Consider the following 18,360-nt stretch of genomic DNA (forward strand, 5'->3'; position numbering starts at 1 on the left):
ACGAGTAGATCGTCGTCTCCTGCAGATCCCTCGCCCAGCCCTCCCGGACCAGCAAAGAGATCTACGATGCCGAAAGTAGGGGGCAAATCAAGCTCCTGACGAATGTTGTCTTGGTGTATATCAATTGCGGAGGCGAACGCCAGGAGGCATGTGACGGATATAGTGGACAAGACGACCCGATCGAGGATGATGGCCGGGATCAGGGGCAAGGACACCAAGCCCGAACTGGCCTTGAGACGGGCATTGCACGCCCGTGGCTTGCGTTATCGCTTGCATGTGAAGGACATCTCGGGTCGGCCTGACCTCGTGTTCTCAAAGCACCGGGCGGTGGTCTTCGTGCATGGTTGCTTCTGGCACCGCCATACAGCTTGTCGCTATGCTACCGACCCCTCTACTCGCGTGGAATTCTGGCAGTCCAAGTTCGACGCTAACACCGCTCGGGACTTCGCGGTGCGGAGCGAACTCCTCGCGGGCGGATGGCGAGTGGCAACGATCTGGGAATGCGCGCTTAGAAAACCTCATCAAGTAGAGGTGGCTGCCACTCTTCTTTCCGTCTGGCTGCGTGATGGCCGTGCCAAGCTGGAGATCGGAGAAACAGACCTGTGATGTAAAAGCGCGCTTGGCGATAGATGCCGCGATATCTGTCGATTATAGAAAAATGATAATGGCTTCAATAAGTTTCACACATCACAAATAGATATCTGTCAATCCAGCAGGAGGATAAGTTGATGAGTGGAAAAAAGTTAAATGCAGAAGACAAGGCCGAGATCATCGCCAACTACATCGGGATCAACTTCCTGGCGGCTGCAAAGGAGCTTCGCGAGCTTCAGGATCTGAAGCCCGATGTCTTCCTGAAGGTCGCGGAAATGGCGGGACTTGGCAAACGCGTCGCCTATGCGCTGGCGAGGATCGCGCGCCAGTTCGATGACCTGGGCGTGCCCGAGGAGCGGCTTCATGCGATCGGCTGGACGAAACTCCAGATCGTCGGGCGCTACCTCACCGAGGACAACGCGGACTATCTCCTCGAACTCGCCGAGACGAGCACGGTCTACGAACTCGAGTCCCGCCTTCGCGGCGAGATCCCGATCGAGGATGCCCGCGTGGTGACGTTGTACCTCTCGCCGGATCAGCACGAGCGTTTCAAGGTGAAGCTCATCGCGCATGGCGCCGTTCCGAGCGGCAACGGCCTCCTTCGTAAGGAGAAGGCTCTTATGGCGATCATCGACGGCAAGTAGGCTCAGTGGCGGGCGGCGAAAGTTGCCCGCTTCTATCGTCGGCCTGGAGTCTGCAAAGGTAGACGGCGTGCCCCCCGCTTACTCATTTAAGGCCGCTACACGCTATAGCAAGGTTGCGCTCTCACTTGGCGGCCTGGAAGACCTGAGCCAAATGCGCCAAGCCGGCGCCGCCAGTGGAGCAAGGCGGGCGAAGCATTTGTGGCAGCCATGTCGCTGCACATCGCGGATGCATGACCATGGCAATAATACTCAGAAAGAAAAAGCAAAGCATCCCTAGTGACGTTAATTGCACCACCGTGCTCAATCTATTGCCAACGGGGCAAGCCCCGACGAAGCCAATGAGCTTTATTGCGCCGCCTAAGATGTTTAGTCCCGGCATTTGATGGATTGGATCGATTTTGAATCTTTCCGGCTCATTCGTCCAGCATTTACAGATGAACTCATAAGGCGTGAGGCCTTTGAGGGTCTTTAGTCGGCGAGCAAAGTTATAGGCGTTGATGAAGTCCGATAGATGGGTTTCGAGCTGCTCGTGACGGTCGTAGTGATAGCGTTTGACCGTCGCCTCCTTGATCGTCCGGTTCATTCGCTCGACCTGGCCGTTTGTCCAGGGATGCTTGACCTTGGTGAGGCGGTGCTCAATGCCGTTCTCGCTGCATCGCATGTCAAACATGTGCGTCATGTATCTGGCCGTTGGTCCATCGGCATAACGCGGCGGAAACGTGAACTGGATGCCGTTGTCGGTGAGCACCGTGTGAATCTTGTAGGGAACTGCCTCTATCAGGGCGACGAGGAAGGCTGAAGCGGACGTCCTGCCGGTCTTTTTGACGAGTTGCACGAAGGCGAATTTGCTCGTGCGGTCAATGGCGACGTAGAGATAGAGCTTGCCTTCGGCCGTCTGCACTTCGGCTATGTCGACATGAAAATAGCCGATCGGATAGGACTTGAACTTCTTCTTGGCGGGCTTGTCGCCTTCGACGTCCGGCAGCCGAGAAATACCGTGGCGTTGAAGACAGCGATGCAGCGACGAGCGAGTCAGATGCGGTATCGTCGCCTGTAGCGCATAGAGGCAATCGTCGAGCGGCAAGAGCGTATGCTTGCGGAAGGCGACGATTATCGCCTCTTCCTCGACCGACAGAACCGTGGATTTCGGCTCTTTCGGTCCAGTCGGCACATCGGCGACGGATGAGCGCTTCTTCCATTTCGAGACCGTCTTCGTGTTGATGCCGTAGCGCTTGGCCAGGGCCCTCAAGCTCTCTTGACTATGCTGTATCGCTCGACGGACCGCCTCAGTCGTTGTGGCGCTCCCATGAAGAATTTGTCCTATAGCGCATCCTTCCAGCCGAGGGAGAATAATGCACCATCAAAATCTGGGATTAAACATCTAAGTGAGAGTGCGCGGTAGGAAGATGGTAAGTTTACGTCTAAGCAAATCCGGAGCGCATGGGGCAGATTCGTCTTGCCGGTGTTGTTCTCTCCGATAACACAGGTCGTATTTTGACTAACGCGGATATCTAAAGTCTGTAATGATCTAAAATTTCTGATGACGATGCGGCTGATTCGCATGAATTTCATCCTAGTTCAATTAGAACTTACAGTCTATTAAGCTTGGCGACAATTTAAATCCACGGGTTATCGTATATCGTACAGCACAGAAGGCGCACAGCAACATCGCGAGTTCCTCGACCTTCCGCTCGTACTTTTCAGGATTCGCGAGGAATTCTTCATCTTCCCATGGGTCCGCCACGTTCGCGCGGCGTGCCGCGTGTGGACGACTGCCGCGTGCTGAACGGCATCCTCTGGCGGTTCCGCACGGGTTCGCCCTGGGCGGAGATCCCGGAGCGCTACGGCCCTGCGACGACGTGCTACAACCGCTTCGTCAGGTGGCGGAAGGCCGGCGTCTGGGATAGACTTCTCGAAGCGGTTTCAAAGGCTTACGACGTGGACTTCGTCATGATCGATTCCACCTGCGTGCGCGTCCATCAACACGGAGCGACTGCAAAAAGGGGGCCTTCGATCACGGCATGGATCGGGGCATGGGACGTTCCCGAGGCGGGCTTACGAGCAAGGTCCACGCGCTTGTCGACGCCGGAGGCCGCGCGATCGGCTTGGCGCTGACAGCCGGCCAGGTCCACGACAGCGTCGAGGCCGAGGCCCTGATCGAGCCGGTGGCGGACGGCGGCATCCTCTCGCCGACAAGGGCTACGACGCAGCCGCCATCCGGGCGAAGGCGGCCGAAAAGCGGATGTTTGCTAACATTCCGCCGCGCCGCAACCGGAAGGGACGGTTCGTCTTTTCCGGCTGGCTGTACCGGCAACGCAACCTCGTCGAACGGTTCTTCAACAAGATCAAACAGTTCCGTGGCATCGCCACCCGCTACGACAAGGATCCCGCCGACTTCCTTGCCGCCGTCAAACTCATCGCGACGCGCCTTTGGTGCTCTCAATTATGAGTCCACGGTTTAGTTGCCCCTTCTCTGCCATTCTGAGCGGGTCAGATTGCCCCTTTGTTTTGTCCGGTGGCAAGCTGGGTTATGGTCATTTAGGAAGGCAAGCGAGTCGCCGTACACCTTGCTCGATCCTAACTCAAAAATTTCTGCAAAAGAAGCGGACTCAGGCGCGGCTTCTGGCTCAAGCCAGTGCATATCCAATACGGCCATCGCGACGCCGCCATGGTCAGGGACGTTTTCTTTGCCGGAGCGCCTGTTCGACGGCCTCGTCGAGTGGCACGCCGCTTTTCGGCATTGGCTTGCCGTCCGCGCCGAGCGTCGGGTTGACCCTGTTTCCAGCGATGCAACTCGTCCAGATCTTCGCACCGCTGGGCAGCGGATAGCGGCCGCATCCGAAGCCGGAGACGATGCACGGATCGCCCGGCTGTGAGCAACTATACTTGGGGTCGTACTCGCCGATCGTATCGGGATGATAATATTGCGCGGCGCTGGACGAGCCATAACCGGCCGACCGACACAGGCAGTTATAGAAGTCGACCGGCGGCGCTATCCCCATACCATCAAGCGCCGCTTTCAGCTTGGTGTGATTGAGGTTCGCGAGCCGATCCATGATGTGGGCGCGGCGCTTTGCGATCTCCTCGGGGCTGACGAGCGGCGCCTCGGGGGCTGCGGTCGAGGCATCGTCGCCCCTGAGCTTATCGCGCAGGCGCCGAAGCTTTTCGATGCCTTCATCCTTGCCGTCGAACCAGGCATCCACCGCCGTTTCCGCCTCACGCGGATCGGCGCCCATTTCGGTCAGTCGCCGGATCAGCTTGGTGCGGGTGATCGCATTCTGCTGCTCGATGACTTCGAGATCGGCGTCGGAGATGTTCCTGTGGGCCTTGTAGATGTCGCTCGTGATGAGAACGAGTTCGCCGAGATCCTTGCCCGTATCCCAGGCAAGTTTGACGGGCGCCACGAGGATGCCCTTGACGATGTCGGCGGCGACACCGCCCTGTTCCTTTGCGTATTCCGTCCAGCCTCGGTCCGAAAAGGTCGTGCGTTCCACGGGTACCGGTTTTGTATAGGCGACGCCTTGAGCGGCCAGATCCTTGATCTTGCCGTCGAGGCTCGCTTCAGACCCCTTCTCCATGTCCGCTACGATGCGCTTGACGTCGGCAAGGTCCACGCCACGGTCGTGCAATTCCTTGGCGATGCGGAAGATGCGCGCCTGCGTCTCGTTCGTGAAAGCCGACTTGTTGAGGTCGTAGGTTTCCTTCCACCCTGCGAGGTTCTTGCCTGTGTTGTAAAGGCCTTGGCTCACCATGTCGGCAGCTGTCTCGGCCGCTTCCCAATTCGACTTCTCGCCCTTGACCCAGGCGCGGACTTCGTTAGCAAGCCCGGCGATGGCGGAAACGACCGCAATCTTCTCGGCGGCGGCCTTGGCGTTTGCTTTGAAAGCCTCGGTTCGCCCTGCCGCGGCCTTCGCGGAGTTGGCGGCGCGGGCGCGTTCGGTAAGCTCGCGGGCCGCATCGTCGCCGAAGCGTCGACGGACATCGTCGATCACTTCGCCTTGCTGCGAAGGCGGCAGATCAGTCAGTTGGTCGGCCGCGTTCGCCATCAGCCGGTCGCGATCCGGAATACGCCCCGCCTGGGCCTCGATGTTGCCGCTGGCTTCGACGTTCACGCGAACGCTTTCACCGGTCGCCTTTCCGGTCTGGTAGTCGGCCAGCGATGAGGATTTCGCGGCCGCCTTCTGGTTCGCGCGCACCTTGTCGGATTCGAGTTGCCCTTCGCCGGGTTTCAGCGAGCGGTCGGACCCTTCGTGAGCGATGGGTGAGCCTTCAGGTGCCGCGACCCCATAAGTCTCGGCGGTCAGCCGCGTCGCCTCCGTGAAGCGCTCGATATATTTCGCCTGCTGCTGCTGGCGGATTTGCAATTCGGCCTTGAGATTGCGCGTCTCCGGCTTGAGGCCGGAAGGATCGGCCTTAAGCGCGTCGGAAAGCTTGCCCTGCAAATCCTTGATCTGGCCGCTCTTCTTTCCGATCAGGTCGCGCATATCCTTCTGGTAGTCGACGATTTCGCTCGCCGTGACCGTCTCGCCCGGCGTGCGCACCTTCGCTTCGTAACTCGCTGCGCCCTGCTTCTTGTAGGCATCGTTGTTGAGCTTCGAAACCTTGGCGAAGTCATCCGCGCTCATCTGGTTCGGATTGGCCATGAAATCCGTATTGAGCCGCTTCGCGTAATCGACATTCTGCGTGCCAAGCCGCCGGTTCATTTCGGCGTTGTAATCGCGGATCGAGCCTTCGATCTGGCCCACGTCCATCTTGCCGCTGCTGCTCGACGTGATGAAATCGCTGTCGGTGCCGGGGGACGCGGCCTTCGTCGCCTTCTGCGCGTTGAGGTCCAGTCCGTTGTTGCGGGCGGCATTCGTCGCCACCTCGGCGTTGAAGCGGGCGAAATCGGCCTGCACCTTCTGATAGACGTGGTCTCGCAGATGGCCCGTGCTCGCCATGTTATTGATGACATGGTTGTTCGCGCGGACGAGCGCGATCTGCGCCTCGCTCGCGGTGCCGAGATAGACCTGCATGATCGCTCGCGTGAGCTGGGTGTCCCAGGCCGATGCCGGGGCCGTGGCAAGCAACAGCATGGGCAGCGAGACGATCAGCGCCACCGCGCCGCGAAGAAAGGATGCAAAGGCGAGACGGGACATCGTGCGGCCCTCAGTTCGGTTGCGACGGTGCATCAAGATCGGCGGCGAGGTCGTCGAGGAAGCGATCCTTGTCGAATGCGGCGTCATCGACGAGCGTCCAGCGTTCCGCCGCGGTCATGCCAGCGGGCGTGACCCAGCCGCCCTCGATCCTCCGCAGCACGAGCCGGGACGGCTGGTATTCCTTTTCCGGCTCGGAGTAGATCGTCATGTATTTCGACGCGCCCGGGCCGAGATTGAACGCGGTGCCGCGCAACGAGACGATGCCCGGAAGCTCGGCCGTCGCCCATGTGTCGCCGATGGTCAGGACGATGCGCCCATCCCAATTCCTGTCGAGGAAGGCCGAAGAAATGGCTCGGTCCCAGACCGCGTAAGGGCCGCCGTTCGCCCGGATCTGAAGATGCGTTTTGCCCGCCATCTCGCCTTGCGTCCGGCGGATCAGCCGGAAGGCGCCCGCCATGCCGCCCCACATCTCCTGAACCTTGTCGCCGCTGAAGACTATTCGCAAGCCGGTCGTCAAGCGCGGATCGAGCGTCAGGATCAAACGGTAGGGCGTTTTGGCTATGCGTTCGTTGAATCGCAGCAAAGGCTTCGCTGTGAGGAGCCCGGCCATTGCCCAATCGTTTATCTTTTCCGGCACATCGGCGATCATCGCAGCGGAGCGAAAGGCAACGAACTTCGCCTCCTGATCCGCATGAAGGCCGGCGGCCTGCCAGAGCGCGCCCGGCTTGCCCTCGAACAGAACCTGAGACGGTAGCGGCGCGACGCCCTGCGCGGGCTGTACATCGGCCGCTAACTTCTCGCCGCCCTTGCGCGAAAGCGTGATACGCTTCAGCGCCATCGATACAGCCTCGCCATTCTTGTCCGGGCGGGAGATGGCGTAGATGCGAAACCCTTGAGCCTCGGAGAGATCGCCCCATGGCGTGACATCGGCGGGCAGGCCTTCGCCATCCACACGCACGCCTTTTTCTGAAATGACGAGGCGCACCGTCCTTGGTGCCTTCGCGAGCGCCTCCTTTTCCAGCGTTGCGTTGTAGTCGCGGATGAGCGTTGCCTTGCCCTTACCGTCTGCCGTCCTGCGCCAATGGAGAAGGAAGCGCGGGTTCGAAGGTTCGTTGCCGTTGAGATTGTGATGCGTGCTGAGGCCGATCAGAAAGCCCGAGGTCTCCGATGGGTCGAAGTCGAAGGTCAGCACGGCTTCGCCGCCGTTGCGCAAGGAATCGAGCCACAGAAGAGAGTCCTCGCTGTAAAGGCCCACCAGCCCGTTGCCCGATCCTTCCGGCACGCGCACTCGAAGCGCACCGCTTTCGACGCGAGCGTGATCCTTGAATTTTCCGCCCTGGCCTTGAAACGCGCTCCACGGCGGCAGCACCTCGTCACCCTGATAGAAAACGAGAGTTTGTGTCTCGCCCGGCTTCAGCGGCCGCGCGGGATCGTCGTCCGCAGTCGGAGCGACGGGCACGTCCGTCTGATCTGGCGAGGTGCCGTTTGTTTGCGGGTCGTCCGGCGGTGCATCGCCAGAAAGCGGCTCGGGCGTCGGCTCCTGCCGCAGCAGCTGATAGTCCATGCTGTAGAAGCCCCGCCAGCCCACGCCCGCATTCGTGGCCCACGTCTCGTTGCTGGAGGTCGTCAGCACATAGCTGCCCTCGTCGAGCCGCTGATTGACGTCTGCTTCCCAATAGGCGTTCGGCACGCCGCCCTGACCCGGCTTCCCGCGCGCCACCCAGCGGCCAACCTCCGTTCCATCCGGCCTGAGCAGCGCGATGATGCCTGGCTTCCGGCCGCGCGCGTTGTTCCAGTGATAGGTCTCAAGCGTGCGCACGAAGATCGGGCGCTTGATCGCGATGATCGTGTTCTTGCGCGGACCGTTGACGACGGCGGCGATATTGCCGAGTTCGGCGCGCTGCACCGGCCCTTCCGGCTCAGGCTCGGCGGCGGCTCCCGCATCGCCGCCCGAGACATCGACAGCGTCCGGCGTCTCCGGCGAGGTGTTGGACGTTGCCCAACCGGCGAGAGTCAGCCGCGTCACCATGCCCATCAGGGCGGGGTCGTTGATGTCGAGGCGGCGCTGTGCCTCGAAAAGGAAGTGCAGCCGTTTGCCGTCCTTGCGCGGCTTGTCGAGCGTGACGGAAATGGTATCGCGCCCCTCGAAGCGGGTATGGACGCGAAGCGCGGGCTGGCCCGCGACCGTCACCTTGTCATGCGCGATTTCATCGGTATAGCCGAGCAGCGGCTCGTCGGGAAACCACCACCAGACGCGGACTTCCCGGCCTCCGCGTGGCTCGATAGCCTGCACCGTCCGGCGTTCCTCGGTGAGTTCGGCCCGCCAGCCGGGCGGGGTGGCGACGCTAGCCTCGTCGATTTTGAAGCGCTGCCAATCGTCGGTTTGCGCGGCGGCGGGGAGCGCCTGCACGATGAGCCCACCTACGGCAAGCATTGCCAGAAAGCCTGCGGTTTGTTTCGACGGCGTCCGCTCGGGCGCACGGCCTTCCGCACGAGCTTGAAGCCTATCCACCGCCGCGCGGGCTTCGGCGATCGCGTCGGACGGAACCGGCGCATGCACCGTCACATATTGCCGGCCGCCGCGCGTCCAGAAGGCGTAGGTGATGGCGAGGACGGCAGGCGTCGCGCTCTCATCGAGTTCGACGCCGACAAGGGCGGAACCCGGAAGCCGCCACCCGTGAACCACGCCGTTCACGAGCACGCCGTCTTCGCCGACCGAAACGACGCCATCGCGGTAGCGCAGATGCGCCTTCGCAGCGTTGCGGCCGAGGAGGAAGCCGATCGCGCCGACCGCCATGATGCCAAGGGATATGACGGCGAAGATTTGCGCATCCCCGAGGATCAGCGCCAGCACGGCCGGGATCACGACGGCAAAGCCGAGAATGATGAAGAGTGTGGCGCGGTGGCCTTCTTCGGTCTCCCGCGCCTCCGTCGCCGCGAACGCGTCCCAATCGCCGCGCGCCACGAGCCAGCGAGCGAGGGGTTTGCCCTGCGCGAGGTCAGCGCGAATTCTTGCGAGACGGCGGAAGTAGAATGCGGTGATGAACGCCGAAAGCCCGACGAAAAGAGAGAGGAAGGCGCTCGCATGGGCGCCGTCGCCGATCCTTCGCCGAAGCTCCTCGTTGAACTCGATATAGACGGCGATCCAGCCGAAAGCCGCAAGCGCAATCAGCAGGGAAATCCGCATCGCCTTGGCGCCATCGAGCAGCATGCGGATCTCCCGTATGAACCGGCAGTCGGTGCGTGCCGACGGCCGAAAATGGATCAAAAAAAACTCTTTGGACGGAACACTAGATGAATGTCTTGGCGGGCGGCATGCGGCACTTTGCGGCGGTTTGCGCTGCATGCATTTGTCCCGCGAATGCTCGCGTTGTGCGATCTGCCTTCGCGCCTTGCTCGACTGATCGGACCCGGCTCCGGGCCGACATCCCAGCCCGCTACGGCCCGCATACGACCTGCGTGAACCGCTTCAACCGCTGGCGCAAGGCGGGGGTGTGGGACCGGCTTCTCGACAGCTTCGATCCCGTGGGATCGTCCAATCACAAGCGACACCACTTCCCTGCCAAGCCGCGGGCGCAAACGATCTGCCTGTGCGCCTTTTCGAGTGCCTCGGGCGTTGCCTAAAGTGTTGAGGGCTCGTTTGACATCGTCGATCAGGCCTCCGTCGTGCGGGTGAGGTGAAGTTCATTGCCGCGCCATGAAAAGCTGTCCCCTGACCAAGCCGCGATCCACAGCACAGGCAGCATCAGGTCGCGTAAAGCCCAAGCAACCGGAGACGTAGGCGTTAAATGCCAACCCGATACTTTTGCGAGAGCTGCCTCACTTCCAAACCAAAGAACCATAAGGATTAGCAGGGCGTATGTTGGCGACAGGCCGGCATTGTCTGCTGTGTAGGCACCTGCAAGTATCGGCAACAGGCTACTGGAAAGCAGCTCCGGAATGAACACGGTCGGAAATGTCGCGCGCCTTAGCCGCGCCCACCGAACCTGTCTGTTCCAAACTTGGGCGCGGGATCGATGCCCCAATGGCTGTCCGAAAGGGCGATCAACAAGTCGGACGCGAAGCCCCTGGCGCCTTACGATCTTCGTCGCGGCGGCATCTTCGGCGATCTCTTCGCCAAGCGCGCGGATACCGCCAGCTTGATCAAGCTGCGATCGGCGCCAAAGCATCGTTTTTCCCTGGGCAAAGCCAAGCCCGACGCTGTCAGCGGCGTACTGCCAGCGCAGTTGATAGGTGTTCAGAAATGCGCATTCAACTTCGGCCCAAATGCCCTTTGGCATGCAACCCACTGGTGGGGAGCAAAGGACTCCGGTGTCTCCTCGCCATCCTTCAAGGAGACGCTGGATATAGTCCGAAGGCATGAGGACATTGCAATCCGCGAGGATGACCCAATCGTGGCTTGCCGCCTCCCACCCTTTGATGACGTTGTTAAGTTTCGGATTGGCTGTCGTCTTGTCCGGTCCAATCAAGACCCGCGCGGAGATCTCGGGATGGGCGGCGATTAAGTCTCTTACGAGATGCAAAGCAGGATCGTTTGCATCCTCGCAGCAAAAGATGAGCTCATAATCTGGATAGTCGAGTGTAAAGCCCGATCGCAACGTGAGCTTATCATAGGCGTCAAGTCCGCGCAAAGGGCGCAAGATAGTTACCGGCGGAGTGAAATCGCATGCCGGCCGTGAGAGACTGAAAAGTGGGGAACATCGAAATGCGGCAAGAAACGTGCTCAAAAGCTGGATTACTACGGCAGTCGCGCAGAACAGGGCTACAAGCCAGTCAAACAAGTGCATCGGCAAAGCTACGCATGTGAGCCCCAACATTGAGGTGGCGAACACAATGCCAACGAGTGATGACCATTGCATGACAGAGATGGGGAGGTGTCTTGGATGAGGCTCGGCGACGCGATTACGGTGACGGCGGCGCGTAAAATTTGGGCTATCCGCAGAGCCCCTCTGGCCGTAGGCGGATTGTTTCGGGCGCCTCGCGGGTGCCTGCGCTGTTCGACGTCGGACGCTGTCTTCGACGCAAAGCGCTGCCGCCCGCAGTTCTCTCTTTTGTTCGGGAATGGCGCACCATAGACAGCGAAGATGAGAACTTCACCATCAAATTGGAGCTTTAGCTATGGGCAAATTATCAGGCGGCGTTCGCTTTGCGTTTAGGTCATGTGCTTGACCCACTGCGGCTCCCGCTTGAGGGGCTGGTTGAAAACGGTATTTCTCACGGTTCTGCTCGCATTCCTCCCTGACGCGATCCAGCCATGTTTCGTACCAGCACCACGTGTTTCCGACAGCAACGACACCATAACCCTTGGCAGGCTTCTTTGCTTCGAGCCTCTTCCAAAGCTTCGTGTGAAGCGGTTCCAGCCCTCTGCTCGAATCTTCCTCACAACTTCTGTTGGTAGGTATTTTTTCTTCTCAACCTCCTTTAGGGCGATGTCAAATTTTTGAGCAACCCTTGAGTTAGGTGGCACAAGCTCAACAGCCAAATCAGAGCTTGGAGCCCGATTAGCTGTTTTTCGTATCATGAAAAGCCGATGGGCATAGCGTGGATCGGCCTGTTGCTCGGGGGTCAAATGGCGTTCGAATCCCTCCATCATCGTTTCGATGTGGCGAGGCAGTGTTCCAGCTTTTTTCAGAAGCGCCCGCTGGTCGGGGCTGAAAGTCACGAATTGCAGCGCTATCGGCAAACGGCGCTCAAGGCCGTATTGTGGACCGAAGTGCTGCTTAATAGTGTCATTGAAATTCAGGCAGCACGCCTGAAGCTTTGCACTCACGGCTTCGTCTACCCGGTTGGTCGAACGATGCTCAATCTCGTGGCGAAGTTCCAAAAGGAATCGGAGGTTATCCCTGGCTCCTTGTTCGACCGGACAGCGTTCATGTTTTAGACACTGCTCAACTTCCCAAAACTTGTCAGCACCGTTCGGCGTTTTGACGACGACTTTCTGACCGCCCTCGTTTTTTGTGTGCCGGTAGTCGATGCCTTCGCGTTTGAACCAAGCATGCAAAAGGTAGGTCCAAGCGATGATAGCAGTGACAATAAACAACTCGGCGCGGAACGTGAGCCCCGCACTATTGAATGTGTGCACGGCCGCAATCATCGCTTCGCGGGCTTTCAGAAGCAATTCATCGCCGCGCAATGCTAGACCGGTTTCCGGGTCGACTGCTGGCCATGAGGCAATGAAGCTATCCAATTCATCAGCATCAGCGGCTTTAACCGCTGCGTGCTTCGCGCTGGTACGAATTTCGCTGATAGCGCGGTGATTTATAGAGCGCGTCGGACGAGTGAAATAGGCAAGGATATCTTGATCGTTCGGCCAGCGCTCATCGCCTATCATTGCCTTGATTAGGGCGACTTCCCAGCTTTCAAGCTTATTCCCCCGCCTGCGCACCGGCATGCCGATCCCTCTTTGCTGGAGCTTTTGTCGCCTTCGCCGCTACTGAACCTCTCGCCTGAATTTTTTGGTGCACAACGCGCGCGAGAAATTCGTTTATTCAAAGAAATCTTCGTCCAGCCTTTTGACATGCAGCGTTTCTTCGATCCGACAGCCGATATTGTAGCGGATCATGAGCCGCGTAAGGTGTTCGCCGTCGATCAGCACGATGCGTTTGCTTAGATAGTCGGCCGTTTCGCGCGCGCTCGCCGTGAATGCTGACGTGGTGACGAACAGGCCCTTGGCGGCCTTGTGCCGACCAAGGCTGCCGAAAAAGTCACGAATCGCGCCCGACCCCACGGTGTTGCCCGCCGCGTAGCGCTTGGCCTGGATATAAAAGCGGTCGAGCCCAAGCGCGTCCTGATCGATGACCCCGTCCACGCCGTCATCGCCGCTTCCGCCCAAGGCGCGGCCTGCCTCCGCTGCCGAACCTCCATACCCCATGGCGAGCAGAAGGTTCACGATAAGCCGCTCGAAAAACTCAGGGGGCGCGGCACGCACCCGATCCAGCAATTCCTGAGCAAGAGCCGCCTCGATACGCCGATGCGCTGTTCTCATCACCTCGTCGGGTGTCTGATCGGCACTGCTTTCAGCGGCAAGGGACGGGGCCTCTTCAAACGATGCCGCCGAACGATCCGTAAACAGCCGGAATTCCTCAAACCGGCTCAAGAACCGATTGTCTATGCGGTCGGGGTTTGCCGCCAGCACCTCGCTTCCGCGCGGCGTGATACGGAAATGGCCACGTCGTGTGTTTTCGACCAAACCCGCCTTGGCAAGATAGGTCTTTGCCCAATGGACCCGGTTGGCGAACAAGGTCTGTCGCCCGGACGGCAGCAAGATCGCGCGGTCTTCATCGCTCAAGGCCAGAGCTTCCGCCAGCGCACGAACAACGTCGCCAATGCGCACTTCTCCGCTATTGGCAGCCTTGAGCACCGGCAGCATGAGGCTCTGGTAATCGGGAATTGGCGATTCGGGAGTGACGGTGCTCATCCGCACACCTCGACGGTCTCGGATACGTATGCACGGGTAGCTTTGCTTTGCTCTGCGGCCCGCTCCTGGTTGAGCCGGAATAGGCGGGCAAGAATTTCATCGTCGGTCAGTTTCCCGGCGCGGAAGTCTGCGCCCCAGCCATATGCGTCCGCAACCGCCTCATCAAGCGCTCTGTGCGCATGATCGAGCCATGCGGGGCGCGCGTTATAAAGGTTGGTGAGGGTGCGCTTGGCCAGCTCCTTTGCTGCGGCATCGTTTACCGGCAGGACGCGATCCGGATAGCCGGGCACGACCTCGGGCTCGCGTCGCACGAGGTCCGGCGGATTAAGCCAGTTCTCGCGCAGTTCATTGAGCCTCGCGGCGGCCAAGGCGATAGCCTGTGCGCGGGGGTCGTCGGCATAAATGGCAGCGGAAATGTCGGGGGTGAGGCCTTCCGGAAAAGGGAACGTCAAGAATACTTCCGTGTTCGAATAAGTGATGTCGTTTCCCGCACCTATCCACGAACACTTATTAAAAGTCCAAACATCATGGAATTTGGAGTGTAATATTCCGAGTGTCGTAAAGTCATCCTTAGCAAATACGACGAGCTTTTGATCAGGCAGCACGGAAGACGGCAGAAAGCCAAATGTCCGATAGCTCGATACCATTGGTGTGCCGATGTAACGGCTAAATCCGTTCAGAGCTTCCCTCATTTTCGGGCGTGATCGAGCATGTCGCCACCAAACTTCTCGTTCAATCTTCGCCCGTACAGCAAATGAGCCATCATTTTTGAGCCGCTGACGGTAGGGTCGCACCCGCTTCTCGATATACGCATACGGCGTTTCATAATATGATGACTCTTTTTCGGACACCTCAGTCCCGAAGTCGATAACCCACTTGTCGGGGCGCAGCCCGTTGAAATCGTCTCCGTTGAGACTTGGCTTCAAAACGTCGCTGTTTGCTCGCCCGTTTACGTTACGTGGTGCGGCCAGCATTGCCCTAGCCAACGCGGCGGGGAGTTCAAACTCTCCATTCAATATTACCCCTACAAAGCAAACGCCCTTATTCTGATCGAGCCGCTGTGTTCTGGTTAAATCCAAGCCGTTCGAAGCGGCCGTTTGGCCATTGGTAACGTCGAAGCAGACGAGCGAAACCCGCACTGCGGCTCCTTCAATAGTCCATTCTTCGTCGCTCCATGCAGCGAAAATTCGCCCCTTGTCGACAATGTTCTTGAGCGGTTCCCTGTTAGCCCCGCTCCGGATCGAATTAGTCGCTACCAATCCGGCGCGTTCGAGTTTGCCCTCTAGCATGTTTGCAAATGCGCTAGCAAACCAGTAACACACCAGATCGACGCCGCTTGGCACTTCCGGCCATGCCTGGCGTAAGGCTAGCGTGTAAGCCTCGCCTAATTCGCCGATCATTTACTTGTTGCCTAAGAACGGCGGATTCCCAACGACCACGTCCGCTGAGGGCCATTCCGCCCGCGTGCCGTCGAGGGCGAGAACGGCATCTCGGTTCTCGATGTTTTCCAGCGTCCGCAGGATCGGATTTCGCGCCGCATCAAAACCGTTGCGGCGCATCCATTGGATTTCGCCGATCCATACCGAAACTCGCGCCAGTTCTGCTGCATAGGGATTGATTTCGATGCCAAACACGTTTTCCGGCCCGACAGACGGGGCAAATCGCCCGAGCCCCAGCGCTTCGGCGTCGAGATTGGCGCGGTGCTCTATATCCTTCAGCGCCAGAAGCGAAAGATAAAGAAAATTGCCTGAGCCGCACGCGGGATCGAGCACTCGGAAGTTGCGAAGCCGTTCAACGAATTTCGAATGATGCTCTTTGGCCGCTCGCAATGCCGCTTCTTCGGCGCGGCGAGCTACCATAAACACCTTGCGGGCCTCGGCCTGTGTCGCCGGAACGCGAGCCCGCGCTTCGGCAGCCTTGTCCATCTGGCCTGCGATGGCGGCCTTCGCTTCAGTCCATTCGCGCTCAAGCGGCTCGATGATCACCGGCCGCACAATCTGCATGATCTTGTCGCGATCCGTATAGTGCGCCCCAAGCTGGCTGCGCTTGTTGGGATCGAGCCCGCGTTCAAATAAGGTGCCGAAAATTGAGGGATCAATTTCCGACCAGTCAAGTCGCGCGGCGGCAAGCAGGTTGGCTATGTCGTCAGCCTCAAGCGGCAAGGCGCTGTCATCGTCGAAAAGGCCGCCGTTGAACCATTCGACTTGTTCAAAGCCCACCATGCCGCCTGAACGCATCGCAGAAAACAGGGTTTGGGCATGGGCGGAGAACTGGCTCGGATTGCTCCGGCTCGCCTCCAGCATGCGCGTGAATATCGCGTCCGGTAACAGACGAACGTCTTCGGCGAACATGCAGAAGACCAGACGATTGACGAAATGGGCAACCTGATGAGCCTCGTTCCCACGGTCGCGGAGCCGTTGAGCGAGGGAAGCGAATTCCCGTGCCGCTTCCTCGGTCAGCATTTGACGGGTTTTAGCCGGGCGCAACCTTTCTGGGTCTTCGAAGCAGGCGCGCAGCAAGTCGCGCTTCGCCCCATTGGCTAGGTCTTCCAGCGTGATTTCGTGGACCTGCTGGACCGTGTTTGTCCAGTTGGTGTGGATGCGAATGCGCTCCATGTCGGACACGATCAGGAGCGGCGGGCTTTCAAGAGCGATTGAGTAGCGAAGAAGCTGGTCGAACGCCTTTTGAAGGTTGGCGGCGTGTCCCTTGTATTCCCAGGCGAAGCAGCCCTTTCGCCAAACATCAGCCCAGCCTTCGCCGCCACTCGTTTTTGTCGCGCCCTTCTCGAACGTGAACCACGTCCCTTTCGGATCGGCTTTGATCGGGTCTTCAATGCCGAGCAGGCGACAAATGTCGTTGAAGTGGCTTTGGGAGGCGGATCGCTCCTTGAGCTCGACGTTGCGCCATTTTGAAAGGAACTCGTGCGGGGTCATGCGTTCTCGCATCAATGGCTCAGCCCCTAACCAGAGCGTCGCGCGCAAAAGGGCGATCAAAAATCACTTCGCAACCGAACAGACGTGCGCCGACCTTACGACGACTCACGCTTTGCCATTTATGACTGAATTACTATTTTAGGCAATCGCGGCGCGTTGCATTGCGTCAATCAAAAAACGCCATTGCTTTCACCCAAGGGGCGTTAACAGTAAAGGTCATCCGTCCGGTCCCAGCAAACAGGCGGCGGTTATATTCCGCATGTCTGACTTTCGCGGCGTCCGTTCCTCTCGTCAAGCATCGAGAGCGGAAAGAGCATCACCTATCTACCCGGGTAGATTCCTCTCAGGGCCTTATCCATTGCGGTGTCCAAACGGTTGCCTCGCCGCCGTGTCCGGAAATCATGTCGCCTTGAGCGGTGTATCGTTCACTTTCGAAACGCCGATGATAAGACCACGCGCGCCAGCAGGTGTCGAAGGCGCCTCTTAATGAGCCAGGTCGAACATTCGACCTGTGCACGCATGGAGCGGCTTGCTAGTGCACTGACTCATTCAGAAGGTGCAGATTGAGGCGGTTGAGCTTGTCGAAGATTTCATCGGCGGTTTTGGTCCAGACGAAGGGTTTTGCGTTCCGGTTGTGATCGGCGATGTAGCGCTTGATGGCGTCTTCGAGGTCGGCGACGGATTTGAAGACGCCACGACGGATGCGCCGCCGGGTAATGGCGGAGAAGAAGTTTTCGACCGCGTTCAGCCAGGACGCCGAGGTCGGCGTGAAGTGAAAAACCCACCTCGGATGATCCGCCAGCCAGGCGTCCACCTTGGGATGCTTGTGGGTTCCGTAGTTGTCCAGAATGACGTGGATGATCTTGCCGGCTGGGACCTTGCGCTCCACGGCGTTGAGGAATTTGATGAACTCCTGATGGCGGTGGCGCTTCATGCAGCGGCCGAGCACGGTTCCATCCAGCACGTTGAGTGCGGCGAACAGCGTGGTGGTTCCGTTGCGCTTGTAATCGTGGGTCATGGTCGCGCATTTGCCGGGCTTCAACGGCAGGCCCGGTTGAGTGCGGTCGAGCGCCTGGATCTGGCTCTTCTCGTCGATGGACAGGACCACGGCATGGCAGGGCGGGCTCATGTAGAGGCCCACCACATCCTCGACCTTTTCGGCGAAGGCGGGATCGTTCGACTTCTTGAACGTGCGCAAGCGGTGCGGCTGAAGGCGGTGGGCTCCCCAGATGCGCTGCACCGTGCGCAAGCTGACGCCCGCCGCCTTGGCGACAGCGCGTCCGGTCCAATGCGTGGCGTTTCCGGGGGGCTCGGAACACGGCAGCGCCAGCACTTTCGCGACGCTCTTCGCTGACAAAGGCGGCTTGCCTGGCTTGCGGGTCTGGTCGCGCAACAGCCCGTCCACCCCTTTTTCGGCGTAGCGCCGCTGCCAACGCCATACGGCTGGCCGGCTGACGCCGCTTAAGCGGGCGACGTCGAAAACGGAACGGCGCTCAGCAGAATGAAGCACGATCTTTGCCCGCTGCGCGTGCTTCTGCGGGCTGTTGCGGTCCCCGATGACCGCCGCCAAACGTGAGCGGTCTTCGGACGAGAGAAGGATGCAGACGGTTTGAGCCATGCCTGAAGCATGCCTTGCT

10 protein-coding genes and 4 pseudogenes are annotated in these 18,360 nt (G+C 59.5%); 4 read left to right on the forward strand and 10 right to left on the reverse strand.

Translation table 11 applies throughout. The annotated features are described in order from the left end of the window. The first annotated feature begins 150 nt into the window (after positions 1-150). Both RVAN_RS15845 and RVAN_RS15850 read left to right on the forward strand, forming a co-directional pair. Positions 151-606, forward strand: coding sequence for a very short patch repair endonuclease (locus tag RVAN_RS15845; protein WP_013420721.1), 456 nt, complete (start codon positions 151-153; stop codon positions 604-606). A gap of 122 nt (positions 607-728) precedes the next feature. Further along, positions 729-1,235, forward strand: coding sequence for a hypothetical protein (locus RVAN_RS15850; RefSeq protein ID WP_013420722.1), 507 nt, complete (start codon positions 729-731; stop codon positions 1,233-1,235). Positions 1,236-1,599: 364 nt separating this feature from the next. On the opposite strand, the pseudogene RVAN_RS15855 reads toward RVAN_RS15850, so the two are convergent. Both RVAN_RS15855 and RVAN_RS19785 read right to left on the reverse strand, forming a co-directional pair. Then, positions 1,600-2,559 (reverse strand): annotated as a pseudogene (locus tag RVAN_RS15855) (IS481 family transposase); the annotation flags it as partial. Then, positions 2,556-2,807 carry an AAA family ATPase gene (locus RVAN_RS19785; RefSeq protein WP_342410989.1) on the reverse strand — a complete coding sequence of 84 codons (252 nt, stop codon included), beginning with the start codon at positions 2,805-2,807 and terminating at the stop codon, positions 2,556-2,558. The gene RVAN_RS19785 and the pseudogene RVAN_RS15855, both read right to left, overlap by 4 nt. 159 nt (positions 2,808-2,966) lie before the next feature. On the opposite strand from RVAN_RS19785, the pseudogene RVAN_RS19790 reads away from it, so the two are divergent. Then, a pseudogene (locus tag RVAN_RS19790) lies at positions 2,967-3,684 on the forward strand (IS5 family transposase). A gap of 223 nt (positions 3,685-3,907) precedes the next feature. Here the strand turns inward: RVAN_RS19790 and RVAN_RS15870 are convergent. Both RVAN_RS15870 and RVAN_RS15875 read right to left on the reverse strand, forming a co-directional pair. Continuing rightward, positions 3,908-6,373 (reverse strand): hypothetical protein, encoded by a 2,466-nt coding sequence (locus RVAN_RS15870; RefSeq protein ID WP_013420725.1) that lies wholly within the window; start codon positions 6,371-6,373, stop codon positions 3,908-3,910. Between the two features lie 10 nt (positions 6,374-6,383). Further along, positions 6,384-9,584 (reverse strand): hypothetical protein, encoded by a 3,201-nt coding sequence (locus tag RVAN_RS15875; RefSeq protein ID WP_013420726.1) that lies wholly within the window; start codon positions 9,582-9,584, stop codon positions 6,384-6,386. Positions 9,585-9,793: 209 nt separating this feature from the next. Between RVAN_RS15875 and RVAN_RS20340 the strand changes: the two are divergent. Next, positions 9,794-9,883 (forward strand): annotated as a pseudogene (locus RVAN_RS20340) (transposase); the annotation flags it as partial. A 143-nt stretch (positions 9,884-10,026) separates the two neighbouring features. On the opposite strand, the gene RVAN_RS15880 reads toward RVAN_RS20340, so the two are convergent. The 6 genes and pseudogenes from RVAN_RS15880 to RVAN_RS15900 all read right to left on the reverse strand — a co-directional run bounded on the left by RVAN_RS15880 (position 10,027) and on the right by RVAN_RS15900 (position 18,341). Beyond that, positions 10,027-11,013, reverse strand: coding sequence for a ceramide glucosyltransferase (locus tag RVAN_RS15880; RefSeq protein WP_245258000.1), 987 nt, complete (start codon positions 11,011-11,013; stop codon positions 10,027-10,029). Positions 11,014-11,525: 512 nt separating this feature from the next. Next, on the reverse strand, positions 11,526-12,764 hold the full coding sequence (locus tag RVAN_RS15885; RefSeq protein ID WP_013420729.1) for a DUF3644 domain-containing protein: 1,239 nt from the start codon (positions 12,762-12,764) through the stop codon (positions 11,526-11,528). A 93-nt stretch (positions 12,765-12,857) separates the two neighbouring features. After that, positions 12,858-13,742 (reverse strand): restriction endonuclease, encoded by an 885-nt coding sequence (locus tag RVAN_RS15890; RefSeq protein WP_155942486.1) that lies wholly within the window; start codon positions 13,740-13,742, stop codon positions 12,858-12,860. 44 nt (positions 13,743-13,786) lie between these two features. Then, positions 13,787-15,190 (reverse strand): class I SAM-dependent DNA methyltransferase, encoded by a 1,404-nt coding sequence (locus RVAN_RS20685; protein WP_210160440.1) that lies wholly within the window; start codon positions 15,188-15,190, stop codon positions 13,787-13,789. Beyond that, the gene (locus RVAN_RS20690) at positions 15,191-16,783 is read right to left on the reverse strand and encodes a DNA methyltransferase (RefSeq protein ID WP_210160441.1); all 1,593 of its coding nucleotides are present in this window, start codon (positions 16,781-16,783) and stop codon (positions 15,191-15,193) included. Positions 16,784-17,268: 485 nt separating this feature from the next. Continuing rightward, positions 17,269-18,341: pseudogene (locus RVAN_RS15900) on the reverse strand (IS630 family transposase). Positions 18,342-18,360 lie beyond the last annotated feature (19 nt).

The organism is Rhodomicrobium vannielii ATCC 17100 (genome assembly GCF_000166055.1).
GTDB lineage: Bacteria > Pseudomonadota > Alphaproteobacteria > Rhizobiales > Rhodomicrobiaceae > Rhodomicrobium > Rhodomicrobium vannielii.

Coding starts and splice junctions, on each gene's coding strand:
- RVAN_RS15850 (WP_013420722.1), top strand. CDS start 729: ATGAGTGGAAAAAAGTTAAATGCAGAAGACAAGGCCGAGATCATCGCC.
- RVAN_RS19785 (WP_342410989.1), bottom strand. CDS start 2,807: ATGAAATTCATGCGAATCAGCCGCATCGTCATCAGAAATTTTAGATCA.
- RVAN_RS15870 (WP_013420725.1), bottom strand. CDS start 6,373: ATGTCCCGTCTCGCCTTTGCATCCTTTCTTCGCGGCGCGGTGGCGCTG.
- RVAN_RS15875 (WP_013420726.1), bottom strand. CDS start 9,584: ATGCTGCTCGATGGCGCCAAGGCGATGCGGATTTCCCTGCTGATTGCG.
- RVAN_RS15885 (WP_013420729.1), bottom strand. CDS start 12,764: ATGCCGGTGCGCAGGCGGGGGAATAAGCTTGAAAGCTGGGAAGTCGCC.
- RVAN_RS15890 (WP_155942486.1), bottom strand. CDS start 13,742: ATGCTGCCGGTGCTCAAGGCTGCCAATAGCGGAGAAGTGCGCATTGGC.
- RVAN_RS20685 (WP_210160440.1), bottom strand. CDS start 15,190: ATGATCGGCGAATTAGGCGAGGCTTACACGCTAGCCTTACGCCAGGCA.